This window comes from Pseudomonas sp. B111, assembly GCF_026428275.1.
GTDB lineage: Bacteria > Pseudomonadota > Gammaproteobacteria > Pseudomonadales > Pseudomonadaceae > Pseudomonas > Pseudomonas aeruginosa.
In genome coordinates this window covers 821,591-837,572 of the sequence record NZ_CP097857.1, presented here as the reverse complement: position 1 = coordinate 837,572, position 15,982 = coordinate 821,591, and the positions used below count along the sequence as shown (strand labels likewise).

The following is a 15,982-nucleotide window of genomic DNA, read 5'->3' as shown; positions in this document are numbered from 1 at the left end:
CGCTCGGAGACGCAGCGGGCAGCCCGGGAGGGTGGCGGAGGCAGGCCGACCGGCTATCGACGGCCGGCCCAGGGAAGAGGCGAAACGCCCCGTAGGAAGGGAAGTCCGGCAAAGGGCCGGTCGCCGGGACGGGGACGATCCCGATCTCGCAGCCGGTTGCCGGCCGCATGGTAAAATCCGCCTTTGACCGTGAAGCTCGAGGCACTGAAAATGCGCATTCTCCATACCATGATCCGGGTCGGAAACATCGATCGCTCGATCGATTTCTATACCCGGGTGCTAGGCATGACCCTGCTCAGGAAGAACGACTATCCCGACGGCCAGTTCACCCTCGCCTTCGTCGGCTATGGCAACGAGGCGGATTCCGCGGTGATCGAGCTTACCCACAACTGGGGCGTGGATGCCTACGAGATCGGCACCGGCTACGGCCATATCGCCATCGAGGTCGACGACGCCTACCAGGCCTGCGACGACATCCGCAACAACGGCGGCCAGGTCACCCGCGAAGCCGGGCCGATGAAGCACGGCACCACCGTGATCGCCTTCGTGACCGACCCGGACGGCTACAAGATCGAACTGATCCAGAAGTCTTCCTGAACGGCCCCGGCTATCGCTTTCAGCAATCAGGAACGAAGAACCCCGGCTCATGGCCGGGGTTCTTCGTTCCATCGCAGGCGGCGCGCGTCGGTCAGGACAGCGTGCGGCCCTTGTTCGCGGCGATGCGCATGCGCAGCGCGTTGAGCTTGATGAAGCCCGCGGCATCGGCCTGGTTGTAGGCGCCGCCGTCTTCCTCGAAGGTCGCGATGTTGGCGTCGAACAGCGAGTCGTCGGACTTGCGGCCCACCACCACGACGTTGCCCTTGTACAGCTTCAGACGCACTACGCCGTTCACGTTGACCTGCGAGGCGTCGATCATCTGCTGCAGCATCAGGCGCTCCGGGCTCCACCAGTAGCCGGTGTAGATCAGGCTGGCGTACTTGGGCATCAGCTCGTCTTTCAGGTGGGCCACTTCGCGGTCCAGGGTGATCGACTCGATGGCGCGGTGGGCCTTGAGCATGATGGTGCCGCCGGGGGTCTCGTAGCAGCCACGGGACTTCATGCCGACATAGCGGTTCTCGACGATGTCGAGGCGGCCGATGCCGTTGATCCCGCCGACGCGGTTCAGCTCGGTGAGCACCTCGGCCGGGGTCATGTCCTTGCCGTCGATGGCGACGATGTCGCCCTTGCGGTAGGTCAGCTCGATGTAGGTCGGGGTGTCCGGCGCGTTTTCCGGGGAAGCGGTCCACTTCCACATGTCTTCTTCGTGCTCGGTCCAGGTATCTTCCAGCACGCCGCCTTCGTAGGAGATATGCAGGAGGTTGGCGTCCATCGAGTACGGCGACTTCTTCTTGCCGTGGCGCTCGATCGGGATGCCGTGCTTCTCGGCATAGTCCATCAGCTTCTCGCGGGACAGCAGGTCCCACTCGCGCCAGGGCGCGATCACCTTGACGCCGGGCTTCAGCGCGTAGGCGCCCAGCTCGAAGCGGACCTGGTCGTTGCCCTTGCCGGTGGCGCCGTGGGAGATGGCGTCGGCGCCGGTCTCGTTGGCGATCTCGATCAGGCGCTTGGCGATCAGCGGACGAGCGATGGAAGTGCCCAGCAGGTACTCGCCTTCGTAGACGGTGTTGGCGCGGAACATCGGGTAGACGAAGTCGCGGACGAATTCTTCGCGCAGGTCGTCGATGTAGATTTCCTTGACGCCCATCGCGCGGGCCTTGGCGCGAGCCGGTTCGACTTCCTCGCCCTGGCCGAGGTCGGCGGTGAAGGTCACCACTTCGCAGTTATAGGTATCTTGCAACCACTTCAGAATTACCGAGGTATCCAGGCCGCCGGAATACGCCAGGACTACCTTCTTCACATCCGCCATGCCATCACTCCACGGGGGTCGTCACGAAAAGCGACAATTCTACGCAGGGCATTCGGGAAATTACAGAGGGGCGACAGCTTTAGACGCAAAAGCGACAGATTCTATCGTTTGCGCGACTCAAACCGTGGGTTTTCCCTGAAGCGAGGCGGCCGGAGGCTTCGGTGCGGCAGGTTCTGCCGCGGGCGGCGCCGGCTTGTCCTCGGCCTTCGGCGCTTCCGTCGCCGGCTCGACCACCGCCTCGCGCGACAGGTGCACGGTGACCCGGCGGTTGCGCGCACGGTTGGCGGCGCTGTTGTTGGCCACCAGCGGGTAGCGCTCGCCATAGAAGCGCACGTTGATCTGGCTTTCCGGCACCCCGTTGCTCTTCAGGTACTCCTGCACCGCCAGCGCGCGGCGGCGCGACAGGTCGCGGTTGGTCAGGCGGTTGCCGCTGTTGTCGGAGTGCCCGTCGAGTTCGATCCGGTTGATGCTCGGATCGGCCTTGAGCAGTTGCAGGATGATGTCCAGCTTGGCTCGCGCCACGTCGTTCAGCGCCGTGCCGCCGTCGGGGAAGCCGACCTGGGCCAGCTTGACCTGGTCGAAGTTCACCGGCAGCAGCTTGGCGATGCAGGCCTGGTACTGGCTGTAGACGCTGGCGAAGCGCGCCGGCAGCAGGCGCACCTCCAGGCGATCGCCCTGCCAGGTGCGATGGCGGACCAGCGGGCTGCGCCCCTCGAGCAGGCCGGTGAGCAACCGACCGGCCTGTTGCTGGTTGCTGTTGAACGGCACCTCGCCGCTACCGATGCTGACCTGGCCAAGGTTGATGTCGCCCTGTCCCGGTCGCCAGGGCGGCGCGGCAGCCAGCAGGGTCGCCGACCCGCGCCCCAGCCACTGGGCCTCGGGCTTCAGGCGGAAGGTCGCCTGCTCGCCGGCACGCCGGACGAACTCGCCGACCCCGAAATTCGCCACCGGCTGCGACAGGCGGCATTCGAACTGGTCGCCTTCGACCTTCCACTCGACGCTCTCCAGCCGCGTCTGGAAGGTCACCGCCAGTGCCGGCAGGCTGCTGAGCAGGAAAGGCAATAGAAGAAGGCGCGGCTGCACGACGGCGGGCTCCGGGAAAGCGTCCAAATACGAAGGATGTATCGGACGGCCCGGACAAAACTTGATAGCGAGTGCCCCGCCCCCCCTTTTCCGGTAGCATTTCCCCCCACGAAATCCCGTCCTGGAAGCCCCATGTCCGACCGTCTCACCCTCCTGCGCCCCGACGACTGGCACATTCACCTGCGTGACGGTGCCGCGCTGGCCAATACCGTCGGCGACGCCGCCCGCACCTTCGGCCGCGCCATCGTCATGCCGAACCTGGTGCCGCCGGTGCGCAACGCCGCCGAAGCCGACGCCTACCGGCAGCGCATCCTCGCCGCCCGCCCCGCCGCCAGCCGCTTCGAGCCGCTGATGGTGCTGTACCTCACCGACCGCACCAGCACCGAGGAAATCCGTACCGCCAAGGCCAGCGGCTTCGTGCATGCCGCCAAGCTCTATCCGGCAGGCGCCACCACCAACTCGGACTCTGGCGTGACCCGCATCGACAATATCTTCGAAGCGCTCGAGGCGATGGCCGAGGTCGGCATGCCGCTGCTGGTGCATGGCGAGGTGACCCGCGCCGAGGTCGACGTATTCGATCGCGAGAAGCAGTTCATCGACGAGCACCTGCGCCGGGTGGTCGAGCGCTTCCCGACCCTGAAAGTGGTCTTCGAGCACATCACCACCGGCGACGCCGCCCAGTTCGTCCGGGAAGCCCCGGCCAACGTCGGCGCGACCATTACCGCCCATCACCTGCTGTACAACCGCAACCACATGCTGGTCGGCGGTATCCGCCCGCATTTCTATTGCCTGCCGATCCTCAAGCGCAACACCCACCAGGAAGCCCTGCTGGACGCCGCGGTGAGCGGCAATCCGAAATTCTTCCTCGGCACCGACTCGGCGCCGCACGCCCGCCACGCCAAGGAAGCCGCCTGCGGTTGCGCCGGCTGCTACAGCGCCTACGCCGCCATCGAGCTGTATGCCGAGGCCTTCGAACAGCGCAATGCGCTGGACAAGCTGGAAGGCTTCGCCAGCCTGCACGGCCCGGACTTCTATGGCCTGCCGCGCAACACCGACCGGATCACCCTGGTCCGCGAGGAATGGCAGGCGCCCGCCAGCCTCCCCTTCGGCGACTTCGACGTGGTGCCGCTGCGCGCCGGAGAGACACTCCGCTGGAAACTGCTGGAGGCCGGGGCATGAGCGAAGACAACTTCGACGACGAATTCGACGGCAGCCTCCCCAGCGGCCCGCGCCATCCGATGGCGCGCCGCTTCCGCGGCTACCTGCCGGTAGTGGTGGACGTCGAGACCGGCGGCTTCAACTCGGCCACCGACGCGCTGCTGGAAATCGCCGCGACCACCGTCGGCATGGACGAGAAAGGCTTCCTGTTCCCGGAACACACCTACTTCTTCCGCATCGAGCCCTTCGAAGGCGCCAACATCGAGCCGGCCGCGCTGGAATTCACCGGCATCAAGCTCGACCACCCGCTACGCATGGCGGTGCAGGAGGAAGCGGCACTCACCGAGATCTTCCGCGGCATCCGCAAGGCGCTGAAGGCCAATGGCTGCAAGCGGGCGATCCTGGTCGGCCACAACAGCAGCTTCGACCTCGGTTTCCTCAATGCCGCCGTGGCGCGTACCGGGATCAAGCGCAATCCGTTCCATCCCTTCTCCAGCTTCGACACCGCCACCCTGGCTGGCCTCGCCTACGGCCAGACGGTCCTGGCCAAGGCCTGCCAGGCCGCCGGCATGGAGTTCGACAACCGCGAGGCGCACTCGGCACGCTACGACACCGAGAAGACCGCCGAGCTGTTCTGCGGCATCGTCAACCGCTGGAAGGAAATGGGCGGCTGGATGGATGACGACGACTGAGCCTCGGCCCACTTAGGCGGATAACGCCAGGACGTTATCCGTCCTACGCGACCGGTCAGGCAATCTCCCCCTCTTCGGAGCGAGGCGCGTGACCTGGGATGGGGCTGCCGGCCCTCGCGAGCCCATGAAAAAGCCCCGCCGAAGCGGGGCTTTTTCCAACGCGCGAAGCAGGCTCTTCTTACAGCTTGCTGGCGTTCTCGGCCAGGTACTTGGCCACGCCTTCGGGCGATGCGGTCATGCCCTTGTCGCCCTTCTTCCAGTTGGCCGGGCAGACTTCGCCGTGCTCCTCATGGAACTGCAGGGCATCGACCAGACGCAGCAGCTCGTCCATGTTGCGGCCCAGCGGCAGGTCGTTGACGATCTGCGAGCGCACAACGCCTTCCTTGTCGATCAGGAACGCGCCACGGAAGGCCACGCCGCCGTCGGACTCGACGTCATAGGCCTTGGCGATCTCGTGCTTGGTGTCGGCCGCCAGGGTGTACTTGACGGCGCCGATGCCGCCCTTGTCCACCGGGGTGTTGCGCCAGGCGTTGTGGGTGAAGTGGGAGTCGATGGAAACGCCGACCACCTCGACGTTGCGCGCCTGGAATTCCGGGATGCGGTGGTCCAGGGCGATCAGCTCGGACGGGCAGACGAAGGTGAAGTCCAGCGGATAGAAGAACACCAGGCCGTACTTGCCCTTGATGGCCTCGGACAGGGTGAAGCTCTCGACGATCTCGCCATTGCCCAGTACCGCGGCAACGTTGAAGTCAGGCGCTTTCTTACCTACGAGTACGCTCATTCCATGTCTCCTTTAAGCGGAAGGTTGAAGGACGGCACCGCAGCCTGCCGGCTCCTCGTGAAGCCTCGATGGCAGGGGCGCCGTTCCCCGGGAAACAACCATCATACACCCCGCCCCAGCCGGCGCTAAGTCTTTGTCCGACAAAGCCATTTGTCGGGGGGCGAAAAAAACCCGACTAAAACGCTCCAGGGAACTTTGACAATCATTCTCATTATTATTAGTATCTTTTCCAACTCAACTTCCCAGTAGCCAGATCGCCATGTACGTCTGCCTCTGCCAAGGTGTTACCGACAACCAGATCCGCGATGCCATCTACGAAGGCTGCTGCAGCTATCGTGAGGTTCGCGAAGCCACCGGCGTCGGTACCCAGTGCGGCAAGTGCGCATGCCTGGCCAAGCAGGTGGTACGCGAAACCCTCAACGACCTGCAGAGTGCCCAGCCGGTACCGGCGTTCGGGACTACGGCGTTCGTCGCTGCCTGAAAAATATTTTTTATCCCTCTTTCAGAAGAACCGGGCCTGGCGCCCGGTTTTTTTATGCCTTCAATTCAATGACTTAGCGGCAGAACGCGGAAAGAAAACATTCGTATTCATATTCTTTTTCCCTTATATTTCAATAACTTAGGTTTGACACCCTGCTTCGTCGCGGCCAAACTTGGCGAATCACACCCACTACGACGGCAGGATTCGGCATGAAAGGCGACAAGAAAGTCATCCAGCACCTCAACAAGATCCTCGGCAACGAGCTGATCGCGATCAACCAGTACTTCCTCCACTCGCGCATGTGGAACGACTGGGGCCTGAAGCGCCTCGGCGCCCATGAGTACCACGAGTCGATCGACGAGATGAAGCATGCCGACAAGCTCATCGAGCGCATCCTGTTCCTCGAAGGCCTGCCCAACCTGCAGGACCTCGGCAAGCTGCTGATCGGCGAGAACACCCAGGAAATGCTGCAGTGCGACCTGAACCTGGAGCTGAAGGCGACCAAGGACCTGCGCGAAGCCATCGTGCATTGCGAGCAGGTGCACGACTACGTCAGCCGCGACCTGCTGAAGGACATCCTGGAGTCGGAAGAAGAGCACATCGACTACCTGGAGACCCAACTGGGCCTGATCCAGAAAGTCGGCCTGGAGAACTACCTGCAGTCGCACATGCACGAAGACGACTGATCGGGAACCACGACGAAGCGCCGGCGGCCTGCCCCGCCGGCGCTTTTTTCTTGCCCGCCAGAAAGCCTCAGGCGCTGCGCGGCCTGCGCCGGACCAGATCGGCGCGCAGGGCCAGCAACAGGCAAAGACCGACCAGCACCAGCAATGCCCAGCGCAGGCCGATCTCGTGGGCCAGCAGGCCGATCAGCGGCGGCCCCATCAGCAGTCCTCCATAACCCACGGTAGAGACGGCGGCGACCCCGATCACCGGATCGATGCCCGGCTGGTTGCCGGCGGCGCTGATCACGATCGGCACCATCACCGACAGCCCCAGGCCAACCACCCCGAAACCGGCGATGCTCAGCGCCGGCCAGGGGCTGAACAGCGCTACCAGCATGCCCAGCGTGGCCAGCGAACCCAGGCCGCGCAGCAATGGCGCATCGTCGATGCGTCCGCGCAGGCGGTCGCCGAACAGGCGCCCCACCACCATCGCCGCGGAAAACGCCGCGAAGCCCAGCGCCGCCACCCGCTCGGAAGCATCCAGAACGCTGTGCAGGAACAGCGCGCTCCAGTCAGCCACGCCGCCCTCGGAAACGAACGCACAGAGAATCAGCAGGCCCAGGCCGAGCAAGGCCCGCGGCGGCAAGGTGAAGCCGCCGCCCTTGCGCGCGCCCGCCTTGCTCGGGTCCGGCGGAAGCAACGCGCGTACGAAGAATGGCAGGCTCAGCAGGCCGAGTGCGGTGAGAATGAGGAAGTGCCAGAACGGCGTCAGTCCGGCCAGGGCCGCGGCACTCAACGCACCGACCAGGCAGCCGAGGCTGTACATGCCATGCAGCATGGACATGCAGGGCTTGCCGAGCAGGCGCTCGACATCCACCGCCTGGATGTTCATCGCCACGTCCATCCCGGCGAAGCTCACGCCCAGCACGTAGAAGGCCAGGGCCAGTTGCCACCAGCCCTGGCTCAGGCCGAGCAGCGGAAACACCAGCAGCATGATCAGGCAACCGCCGATCACTACGCTGCGGCTGCCGATGCGCTGGACCAGAAAACCGCTCAACGGGAACGCCGTGAGCGCGCCGACCCCGACGCCGAGCAGGGCCTGGCCGAGCGCGCGCTCGTCCAGCTGGGTCTGCTCCTTGAGCGCCGGGATGCGTCCCATCAGGTTGCCGATGACCAGCCCGGCCATGGCGAAGAAATAGATGCAAGCCAGGCGACCCTGGCGAGGATTGACTTCCGACATGGAGGCTCCCGGTTTCCTTGCTGGTTTCTCCGGACAAAAAAGAAACCCCGCACAAGGCGGGGCTCTTCGTCGGATGCGCGGATCAGGCGTTGGCTTTGGCCGCCGCGTCCTTGACCAGGGTCTGCAGTTCGCCCTTCTCGAACATCTCGGCGAGGATGTCGCTGCCACCGACCAGTTCGCCATTGACCCACAGTTGCGGGAAGGTCGGCCAGTTCGCGTACTTCGGCAGGTTGGCGCGGATTTCCGGGTTCTGCAGGATATCGACGTAGGCGAACTTCTCGCCACAGGCCATCAGCACCTGGGCCGCGCGCGAGGAGAAACCGCACTGCGGGGCGTTCGGCGAACCCTTCATGTACAGCAGGATGGGGTTGTTGGCGATCTGCTCTTTAATGGTTTCGATGATGTCCATGGCTTACCTCAACAGGAACGTTTCGACACGGTAACTCGGCAAATAATGACCGGTATTGTATCGGAAAGCCTAGCGCGACGCTCGGCTTTACTCTCGCGTTCCGTCGACCCGCTCAGGCCGCTTCCACCTCCACCGGCAGGCCGTTGAGCGCGGCGTTGCCCGACAGCAGGTCGAGATGACGCTCGTCGGTCAGGTCGTTGGCGCTGGCGCCGGCCTGGGCGCGGGCGATCGCCAGTTGCACGCCGGGCCGCGCGTGGCCCCAGCCGTGCGGCAGGCTGACCACCCCGGGCATCATCTCGCTGCTCGCCGCCACCTCCACCTCGACGCTGCCGACCCGCGAGCGCACCCGCACCCGCTGCCCGTCGACCAGGCCGCGACCCTCCAGGTCCCGCGGGTGCATCAGCAACTGGTGACGCGGCTTGCCCTTCACCAGGCGATGGTAGTTGTGCATCCAGGAATTGTTGCTGCGCACGTGGCGTCGTCCGATCAGCAGCAACTGGTCGGACGCAGGCAGTGGCTGTGCGGCGAAGCGTTGCAGGTCGTCGACGAACAGCGGCGGCGCGGCCTGGATGCGCTGGTCGGCGGTCTTCAGGCGCGGCGCCAGGTTCGGCCGCAGCGGCCCGAGGTCGATGCCGTGGGGATGTTCGCGCAGAGTGGCCAGGCTCAGCCTGTGCTCGGAACGGTCGCCGTAGGCGCCAGCGCGCAGGCCGAGGTCGATCATCTGCTGCGGCTCCAGGGTCGGTTTCAGCTCCAGGCCGTTGCGCGCGGCGAAGGCCCGCGCCAGGCCGACGAAGATCTCCCAGTCGTGCAGCGCACCCTCGGGACGCGGCAGCACGGCCTCGTTGAAACGGGTCACGTTACGCACGGCGAAGACGTTGAAGGTGGTGTCGTAGTGATCGTGCTCCAGCGGCGCGGTGGGCGGCAGGATGAGATCGGCGTAGCGGGTCGTCTCGTTGATGTAGAGGTCGATGCTGAGCATGAACTCCAGGCCGTCCAGGGCCTGTTCGAGCCGCCTTCCGTTGGGCGTGGACAGCACCGGGTTGCCGGCTACCGTGACCAGCGCGCGCACCTGCCCCTCGCCTTCGCCGAGGATTTCTTCCGCCAATGCCGCCACCGGCAGTTCGCCGCCATATTCCGGCAGCCCCGAGACGCGGCTGCGCCAACGGTCGAAGTGGCCACCCGAGGTACTCGCCACCAGGTCCAGGGCCGGCGAGGTGCACAGCGCGCCACCGACCCGGTCGAGGTTGCCGGTGACCAGGTTGATCAGTTGCACCAGCCACTGGCAGAGCGTGCCGAAGGCCTGGGTGGAAACGCCCATCCGGCCATAGCAGACCGCCCGTTCGGCGGCGGCGAAATCCCGCGCCAGTTGGCGAATGCTTTCGGCCGGCACGCCACAGCGCGCGCTCATGGACTCGGCGTCGAAGACCGCGACCGCCTCGCGCACCCGCTCCAGCCCGTCGACCGGCAGCGGCGTGGGGCGACCGAGGTTCTCCTCGAACAGGGTGTTGAGTATCCCGAGCAACAGCGCCGCATCCTGGCCGGGACGAATGAACAGGTGCCGGTCGGCGATAGCCGCGGTCTCGCTGCGCCGGGGATCGACCACCACCAGCCGGCCGCCGCGGGCCTTCAGCGCCTTCAGGCGCTTCTCCACGTCCGGCACGGTCATGATGCTGCCGTTGGACGCCAGCGGGTTGCCGCCGAGCACCAGCATGAAGTCGGTGTGGTCGATGTCGGGGATCGGGATCAACAAACCATGGCCGTACATCTGCTGGCTGACCAGGTGATGCGGCAACTGGTCGACGGAAGTCGCGGAGAAGCGGTTGCGCGTTTTCAGCAGGCCGAGGAAGTAGTTGCTATGGGTCATCAGGCCGTAGTTGTGCACGCTCGGATTGCCCTGGTAGACCGCCACCGCATCGTTGCCATGGCGCTCGCGGATCTCGCCGAGGCGGCTGGCCACCAGCGCGAAGGCCTCGTCCCAGCCGATCGGCTGCCACTCGCTGCCGACCCGGCGCAACGGCTGGCGCAGGCGGTCGGGGTCGTCCTGGATGTCCTGCAGGGCCACCGCCTTGGGACAGACATGGCCGCGGCTGAAGCTGTCCTGCGGGTCGCCCTTGATCGAGCGGATCCGCGGCACGCCGCCCTCGTCGCTCTCGGTCTCGATGGCGAGCCCGCAGATGGCCTCGCAGAGATGGCACGCACGGTAGTGGAGGGTCTTGCTCATGGCTCGCCTCTTCATTGTCGTCGCCGGCCGCCGCGGCCCGGCGCGTACGCGAGGACCAGACGACCGGTCTAGTCGTCGAATCGGCACTATGCGGCGCCTTCCGCCGCCGCGCCAGCAGCGTCAGTCGGCTGAATCGCCAGGCATCAGGCTGGCCGATGGGCGCGGTAGAGGGGAAGCGTGCCGTTTGTCCGGCTGTCAACTATCCACCTGGGAATTCCGGCGCGGCGAAAGCCGGTGCTAAACCTTGTCTCTTCGAGTCCGCCCCTGTCCGACAAGACCAATAAAGCGTGGAGACCGCATGACCGACGCCCGCCCCTTCCGCCCTCGCCCCACCTCGTTGTCAGCCGCCCTGCTGCTGGGCGCCTGGATCGCCCAGCCGGCCACGGCCGCCTATGTCGAAGCCGGTCGGCCCGGCGATCCGGCCAGTTGGCGCTCCGCCGAATACCAGCAGGACTGGGGCCTGGAACGGATGCGGGCCGACCAGGCCTATGCCGCCGGTATCGACGGCCAGGGCGTGAAGATCGGCGAGATGGACTCCGGTTTCGACCCGAGCCATCCGGATACCCCCGCCTCGCGCTACCAGCCGGTGACGGCCAGCGGCACCTATGTCGACGGCACGCCGTTCAGCGTCAGCGGCGCGATGAACGGCAACAACGACTCCCACGGCACCCACGTCGGCGGCACCCTCGGCGCCTCGCGCGACGGCGTCGGCATGCACGGGGTGGCCTACGCGGCACAGGTGTACGTCGCCAACACCAACCAGAACGACAGCTTCCTGTTCGGCCCGACGCCCGACCCGAACTATTTCAAGGCCGCCTACCAGGCGCTGGCCGACGCCGGGGTGCGGGCGATCAACAACAGTTGGGGCAGCCAGCCCAAGGACGTCAGCTACGAGACCCTCGACGGCCTGCACGCCGCCTATGCCCAGCACTACGGGCGCTCCACCTGGCTGGACGCCGCCGCCGGCGTCTCCCGCCAGGGCGTGATCAACGTCTTCAGCGCCGGCAACAGCGGCTACGCCAACGCCAGCGTGCGCTCCGCCCTGCCCTACTTCCAGCCGGACCTGGAAGGCCACTGGCTGGCCGTGTCCGGCCTCGACCAGCAGAACGGCCAGCGCTACAACCGCTGCGGCATCGCCAAGTACTGGTGCATCACCACGCCCGGCCGCCTGATCAACAGCACCATGCCCGGCGGCGGCTACGCCAACAAGTCCGGTACCTCGATGGCCGCGCCCCACGCCACCGGCGCGCTGGCCCTGGTCATGCAGCGCTATCCGTACCTGAACAACGAGCAGGCGCTGCAGGTTCTGCTGACCACCGCCACCCAGCTCGACGGCACGCCGACCGGCGCCCCCACCGACACCGTCGGCTGGGGCGTGCCGGATCTCGGTCGGGCGATGCATGGGCCTGGACAATTGCTCGGCCGCTTCGAGGCCAACCTTCCGGCCGGCCTGCGCGACGAATGGAGCAACCCGATTTCCGATAGCGCCCTGCTCCAGCGCCAGGCCGAGGACGCCGCCGAGCACGCGGCCTGGCAGCGGACGCTGAAGGACAAGGGCTGGGAAAACGGCCTGCCGGCCGGCGCCAGCCAGCAGGAACGCACCGACTATGCCATCGGCATGGCCCGCGACCAGGCCGCCGCCCAGCGCCAGTACCAGGGCAGCCTGGTCAAGGCCGGTGCCGGCAGCCTGGTCCTGAGCGGCGACAGCACCTATCGCGGGCCGACCCTGGTCGATGGCGGGCTGCTCAGCGTCGACGGTTCGCTGCTGTCCGCCGTCGAAGTCAATGCCGGCGGCACCCTCGGCGGCAGCGGCAGGATCGGCGGCCTGCTGGCGCGCTCCGGCGGCACGGTGGCCGCGGGCAACTCCATCGGCACCCTGGAGGTCGCCGGGGACCTGCGCTTCGAATCCGGCTCGACCTACGCGGTGGAGCTTTCGGAAAGCGCCAGCGACCGGATCGTCGCCAGCGGCAAGGCGAGCATCGCGGGCGGCAATGTCACCCTGGCCATGGAAAACAGCCCCGACCTGCTCAGCCAGTCCCAGGTCGAGAGCCTGGTCGGCCGCCGCTACGACATCCTCGACGCCGCCGGCGGCATCGACGGGCGCTTCGACGCGGTATTGCCGAACTACCTGTTCCTCGGCGGCACCCTGGACTACGCGGCCAACGCCATCCGCCTGGATATCGGACGCAACGGCACGGCCCTCGCCAGCGTCGCGCAGACGCCCAACCAGGCGGCGGTCGCTGGTGCCGTGGAAGCGCTCGGCGCCGGCAACCCGGTCTACGAAAGCCTGCTCCTATCGGAAAACGCCGCAACCGCCCAACGGGCCTTCCAGCAATTGTCCGGGGAAATCTACCCGGCGCTCGCCGGCCTGTTGCTCAACGACAGCCGCTATCTGCGCGACAGCGTCGGCGAACGCCTGCGCCAGGCCAGCGACGGCGAGGCCGGCAGGGAGGCTCCCGAAGGCTGGTTCAAGGCGCTCGGTTCCTGGGGCAAGAGCGCCGATGGCAGCCACGGCAGCGAAGGCTACCGGCATTCGGTCGGCGGCTTCCTGCTCGGCGTCGACAGCCAGGTCGCCAGCGACACGCGCCTCGGCCTGGTGGCCGGCTACAGCAACAGCTCGCTGAACATGGACAGCAGCCTGCAATCCTCCGCCAGCATCGACAGCTACCACCTCGGCGCCTACCTCGGCCGGCAATTGCAGCAATGGCGCCTGAGCCTGGGCGCGGCGCACACCTGGCACCGCGCCGAGGTCAAGCGCGACCTGCAATACGGCGCCGTGGCCGGCAAGCAGAAGGCCAAGCTCGACGCACAGAGCAGCCAGTTGTTCGCCGAGGCCGCCTACGCGCTGGGCTGGCGCAGCCTGGAGCTGGAACCCTTCGCCGGGCTGGCTACGTGCACGTCGCCAGCGATGACTTCCGCGAACGCGGTAGTGCCGCGGCCCTGGAGGGTGGCGACGACAACCTGGACGCCGCCTTCACCACCCTGGGCCTACGCGCGAAACGGCATTTCGAGCTGGATGCCGAACGCCGCCTGGCGCTCTCCGGCAGCCTCGGCTGGCGCCACAACCTGAGCGACACCACCCCGCAACGCCACCTGGCGTTCGCCAGCGGCAGCCAGCCATTCAGCGTGGAAAGCGTGGCCCTGTCCCGCGACGCCGCGCTGCTCGGCGTCGACGCCAGCCTCGCGGTGAATCGCGAAGTGAGCGTGCGGCTGGGCTACAACGGCCTGCTGGGCAGCCGCGAGAAGGACCATGGCGTCGGACTGGCCGTCGACTGGCGTTTCTGACTTCGGTTACGAGGGCATGCCAGCCGTTGGATGGGTTCCGGCGGGCGGCAAGGGGAAAAAGCCACTTCATTGCCCTCGGTCACGAAACCGCTGCAAATATGAGAAAAAGACCTAACTAAAGGATTCATGCGAAATGCATAGCGCTATACTGTCCATCCAGCGCTGTACTATCCCTTCCAGCGCTGATCGCGACCCGGTGCCCGCACCACCGTGCCGCACGAGCCCCGGAGATCCGCACCTCCGGGGCTCACCTTTTTGCTCCTCTCGCGCCCTCCTTCCCCGACTGAGCCCCTGCCCCTGCAAATCCGCGACGAGTGTCCGCAATGCGGCCATTCGATGAACGAGCGGCCGAACGGCGGGCGCCCAGGCTGCCTGCGCATAGTCGCGGAACGGGTCAGGCCTGGCGGAAGAAGATCATGCCGAACAGCACCGCCAGGGCGCTGAGGAACGACAACCCGGTTTGCCCCAGGACCATCAGGATCGCGGCCGCCGCCGTGCTCAGCGCATGCCAGCCCCAGAGCAGGCACGACAGGTTGAGGACGATGCCGGCCAGGGCCAGGTGACGCTTGCGGCTGCGCCTGAGCAGGCCGGCCAGGCCCAGCACCAGGCCGCAGGTCGATACCGCGAAGACCGCCAGCAGGGCGGCGAACAGGCCGAGCAGATGGTTCTCGTCGCTGAGGTCGATCCGCTCGCCGAGCGCCAGCGCCATCACCACCAGCGCGATGGCGACCCCGGCCAGGGCGAGGAACAGCGACAGGCCGCCCAGCCGCGATTGGCGCAATGGCCGTGCCGGCGGCGCGGCGGCGAGTGTTTCTCCCGTGTGCATGTTCGACCTCCCTGGTCCGAAACCCGCCTCCTCCATGAAGGCATTCGGGCGCGCACAGCATAAAGCGTCGCCCCGCTCAACCGATAGATCGACGAGGCGGGACTTTGGCGGCGGGACAACCGCGAAGACCCGGGGAAAAACCCCGTAACCCGGGCCTTCCAAGCCCCTCCTTGTGTTTCCGCGACATTTCCTTATAAGATCGCGCCTTCCCCTATTTTCCCGCACGTTGCGGTCCCGCCGCAGGTCCAGTCCCGTTTTCTCTCGCGAAAGCCGGCCAGTGCCTCGGCCAGCAGTAAAAATAAAAGGTAGTCAGCGATGAGCGTACGGCACTTTCTCTCGTTTATGGATTACAGCCCCGAAGAGCTGATCGGTCTGATCCGCCGCGGCAGCGAGCTGAAGGACCTGCGCAACCGAGGCGTGCTCTACGAGCCGCTGAAGAGCCGGGTCCTGGGCATGGTCTTCGAGAAGGCTTCGACCCGTACCCGCCTGTCCTTCGAAGCCGGGATGATCCAGCTCGGCGGCCAGGCGATCTTCCTCTCCCCGCGCGACACCCAGCTCGGCCGCGGCGAGCCGATCGGCGACAGCGCCCGGGTCATGTCGCGGATGCTCGACGGCGTGATGATCCGCACCTTCGCCCACGCCACCCTGACGGAATTCGCCGCGCACTCGAAGGTGCCGGTGATCAACGGCCTGTCCGACGACCTGCACCCCTGCCAGTTGCTCGCCGACATGCAGACCTTCCACGAGCACCGCGGCAGCATCCAGGGCAAGACCGTGGCCTGGATCGGCGACGGCAACAACATGTGCAACAGCTATATAGAAGCGGCGCTGAAGTTCGACTTCCAGCTGCGCGTGGCCTGCCCCGAGGGCTACGAGCCGAAGGCCGAGTTCGTCGCCCTTGCCGGCGACCGCCTGCGCGTCGTCCGCGACCCGCGCGAGGCGGTGGCCGGCGCGCACCTGGTGAGCACCGACGTGTGGGCCTCGATGGGCCAGGAAGACGAAGCCGCCGCGCGCATCGCCCTGTTCCGTCCCTACCAGGTGAACGCCGCGTTGCTCGATGGGGCCGCCGACGATGTACTATTCATGCACTGCCTGCCGGCCCACCGCGGCGAGGAAATCAGCGAAGAGTTGCTGGACGACCCGCGCTCGGTAGCCTGGGACCAGGCAGAGAACCGTCTGCACGCGCAGAAGGCCCTCCTCGAATTGCTGATCGAACACGCCCATTACGCCTGAGC

Annotated in this window: 13 protein-coding genes and 1 pseudogene; 7 read left to right on the top strand and 7 right to left on the bottom strand. The window is 66.4% G+C overall.

Annotated elements, in window-relative coordinates; all coding sequences use genetic code 11:
- The first annotated feature begins 210 nt into the window (after nt 1-210).
- Nucleotides 211-597 (top strand): lactoylglutathione lyase, encoded by a 387-nt coding sequence (gloA, locus tag M6E97_RS03845; RefSeq protein WP_003110007.1) that lies wholly within the window; start codon nt 211-213, stop codon nt 595-597.
- A 91-nt stretch (nt 598-688) separates the two neighbouring features.
- On the opposite strand, the gene M6E97_RS03840 is transcribed toward gloA, so the two are convergent.
- Nucleotides 689-1,906, bottom strand: a complete 1,218-nt coding sequence (locus M6E97_RS03840) for an argininosuccinate synthase (protein ID WP_003092065.1) — start codon at nt 1,904-1,906, stop codon at nt 689-691.
- A gap of 117 nt (nt 1,907-2,023) precedes the next feature.
- Nucleotides 2,024-2,989 (bottom strand): flagellar protein MotY, encoded by a 966-nt coding sequence (gene motY, locus M6E97_RS03835; protein ID WP_003092066.1) that lies wholly within the window; start codon nt 2,987-2,989, stop codon nt 2,024-2,026.
- Between the two features lie 132 nt (nt 2,990-3,121).
- On the opposite strand from motY, the gene pyrC reads away from it, so the two are divergent.
- Nucleotides 3,122-4,168, top strand: a complete 1,047-nt coding sequence (pyrC, locus tag M6E97_RS03830) for a dihydroorotase (protein ID WP_003112889.1) — start codon at nt 3,122-3,124, stop codon at nt 4,166-4,168.
- On the top strand, nt 4,165-4,839 hold the full coding sequence (gene rnt, locus M6E97_RS03825) for a ribonuclease T (RefSeq protein ID WP_003092070.1): 675 nt from the start codon (nt 4,165-4,167) through the stop codon (nt 4,837-4,839). Before pyrC ends, rnt begins: the two co-directional genes overlap by 4 nt.
- A 178-nt stretch (nt 4,840-5,017) precedes the next feature.
- Here the strand turns inward: rnt and M6E97_RS03820 are convergent, their stop codons facing one another.
- Complete coding sequence (locus M6E97_RS03820) at nt 5,018-5,620, bottom strand: peroxiredoxin (protein WP_033939505.1); 603 nt, start codon at nt 5,618-5,620, stop codon at nt 5,018-5,020.
- 259 nt (nt 5,621-5,879) lie between these two features.
- Here M6E97_RS03820 and M6E97_RS03815 point away from each other — a divergent pair, with 259 nt between their 5' ends.
- Together M6E97_RS03815 and bfrB are read left to right on the top strand one after the other, a co-directional pair.
- Nucleotides 5,880-6,101: a bacterioferritin-associated ferredoxin gene (locus M6E97_RS03815; RefSeq protein WP_003092075.1), complete on the top strand. Its 222-nt coding sequence runs from the start codon at nt 5,880-5,882 to the stop codon at nt 6,099-6,101.
- Nucleotides 6,102-6,310: 209 nt separating this feature from the next.
- The gene (gene bfrB / locus M6E97_RS03810) at nt 6,311-6,787 is read left to right on the top strand and encodes a bacterioferritin BfrB (protein WP_003092078.1); all 477 of its coding nucleotides are present in this window, start codon (nt 6,311-6,313) and stop codon (nt 6,785-6,787) included.
- Nucleotides 6,788-6,854: 67 nt separating this feature from the next.
- On the opposite strand, the gene M6E97_RS03805 is transcribed toward bfrB, so the two are convergent.
- From M6E97_RS03805 to M6E97_RS03795, 3 genes are all read right to left on the bottom strand, one after another.
- Complete coding sequence (locus M6E97_RS03805; RefSeq protein ID WP_003104266.1) at nt 6,855-8,006, bottom strand: MFS transporter; 1,152 nt, start codon at nt 8,004-8,006, stop codon at nt 6,855-6,857.
- 82 nt (nt 8,007-8,088) lie between these two features.
- The gene (gene grxD, locus M6E97_RS03800; protein ID WP_003092082.1) at nt 8,089-8,415 is read right to left on the bottom strand and encodes a Grx4 family monothiol glutaredoxin; all 327 of its coding nucleotides are present in this window, start codon (nt 8,413-8,415) and stop codon (nt 8,089-8,091) included.
- Nucleotides 8,416-8,527: 112 nt separating this feature from the next.
- Nucleotides 8,528-10,636 (bottom strand): molybdopterin oxidoreductase family protein, encoded by a 2,109-nt coding sequence (locus M6E97_RS03795; protein ID WP_033939506.1) that lies wholly within the window; start codon nt 10,634-10,636, stop codon nt 8,528-8,530.
- A gap of 298 nt (nt 10,637-10,934) precedes the next feature.
- Here M6E97_RS03795 and M6E97_RS03790 point away from each other — a divergent pair.
- Nucleotides 10,935-13,921 (top strand): annotated as a pseudogene (locus M6E97_RS03790) (autotransporter domain-containing protein).
- Nucleotides 13,922-14,315: 394 nt separating this feature from the next.
- Here M6E97_RS03790 and M6E97_RS03785 read toward each other — a convergent pair.
- Complete coding sequence (locus M6E97_RS03785) at nt 14,316-14,747, bottom strand: hypothetical protein (RefSeq protein ID WP_003110011.1); 432 nt, start codon at nt 14,745-14,747, stop codon at nt 14,316-14,318.
- Between the two features lie 315 nt (nt 14,748-15,062).
- Between M6E97_RS03785 and argF the strand changes: the two genes are divergently transcribed.
- Nucleotides 15,063-15,980 carry an ornithine carbamoyltransferase gene (gene argF / locus M6E97_RS03780; RefSeq protein ID WP_003092090.1) on the top strand — a complete coding sequence of 306 codons (918 nt, stop codon included), beginning with the start codon at nt 15,063-15,065 and terminating at the stop codon, nt 15,978-15,980.
- Nucleotides 15,981-15,982 lie beyond the last annotated feature (2 nt).

Excerpts from the sequence above, each read along its gene's own strand:
- gloA (WP_003110007.1), top strand. The coding sequence starts at position 211 with ATGCGCATTCTCCATACCATGATCCGGGTCGGAAACATCGATCGCTCG.
- M6E97_RS03840 (WP_003092065.1), bottom strand. The coding sequence starts at position 1,906 with ATGGCGGATGTGAAGAAGGTAGTCCTGGCGTATTCCGGCGGCCTGGAT.
- pyrC (WP_003112889.1), top strand. The coding sequence starts at position 3,122 with ATGTCCGACCGTCTCACCCTCCTGCGCCCCGACGACTGGCACATTCAC.
- rnt (WP_003092070.1), top strand. The coding sequence starts at position 4,165 with ATGAGCGAAGACAACTTCGACGACGAATTCGACGGCAGCCTCCCCAGC.
- M6E97_RS03820 (WP_033939505.1), bottom strand. The coding sequence starts at position 5,620 with ATGAGCGTACTCGTAGGTAAGAAAGCGCCTGACTTCAACGTTGCCGCG.
- M6E97_RS03815 (WP_003092075.1), top strand. The coding sequence starts at position 5,880 with ATGTACGTCTGCCTCTGCCAAGGTGTTACCGACAACCAGATCCGCGAT.
- bfrB (WP_003092078.1), top strand. The coding sequence starts at position 6,311 with ATGAAAGGCGACAAGAAAGTCATCCAGCACCTCAACAAGATCCTCGGC.
- M6E97_RS03805 (WP_003104266.1), bottom strand. The coding sequence starts at position 8,006 with ATGTCGGAAGTCAATCCTCGCCAGGGTCGCCTGGCTTGCATCTATTTC.
- grxD (WP_003092082.1), bottom strand. The coding sequence starts at position 8,415 with ATGGACATCATCGAAACCATTAAAGAGCAGATCGCCAACAACCCCATC.
- M6E97_RS03795 (WP_033939506.1), bottom strand. The coding sequence starts at position 10,636 with ATGAGCAAGACCCTCCACTACCGTGCGTGCCATCTCTGCGAGGCCATC.
- M6E97_RS03785 (WP_003110011.1), bottom strand. The coding sequence starts at position 14,747 with ATGCACACGGGAGAAACACTCGCCGCCGCGCCGCCGGCACGGCCATTG.
- argF (WP_003092090.1), top strand. The coding sequence starts at position 15,063 with ATGAGCGTACGGCACTTTCTCTCGTTTATGGATTACAGCCCCGAAGAG.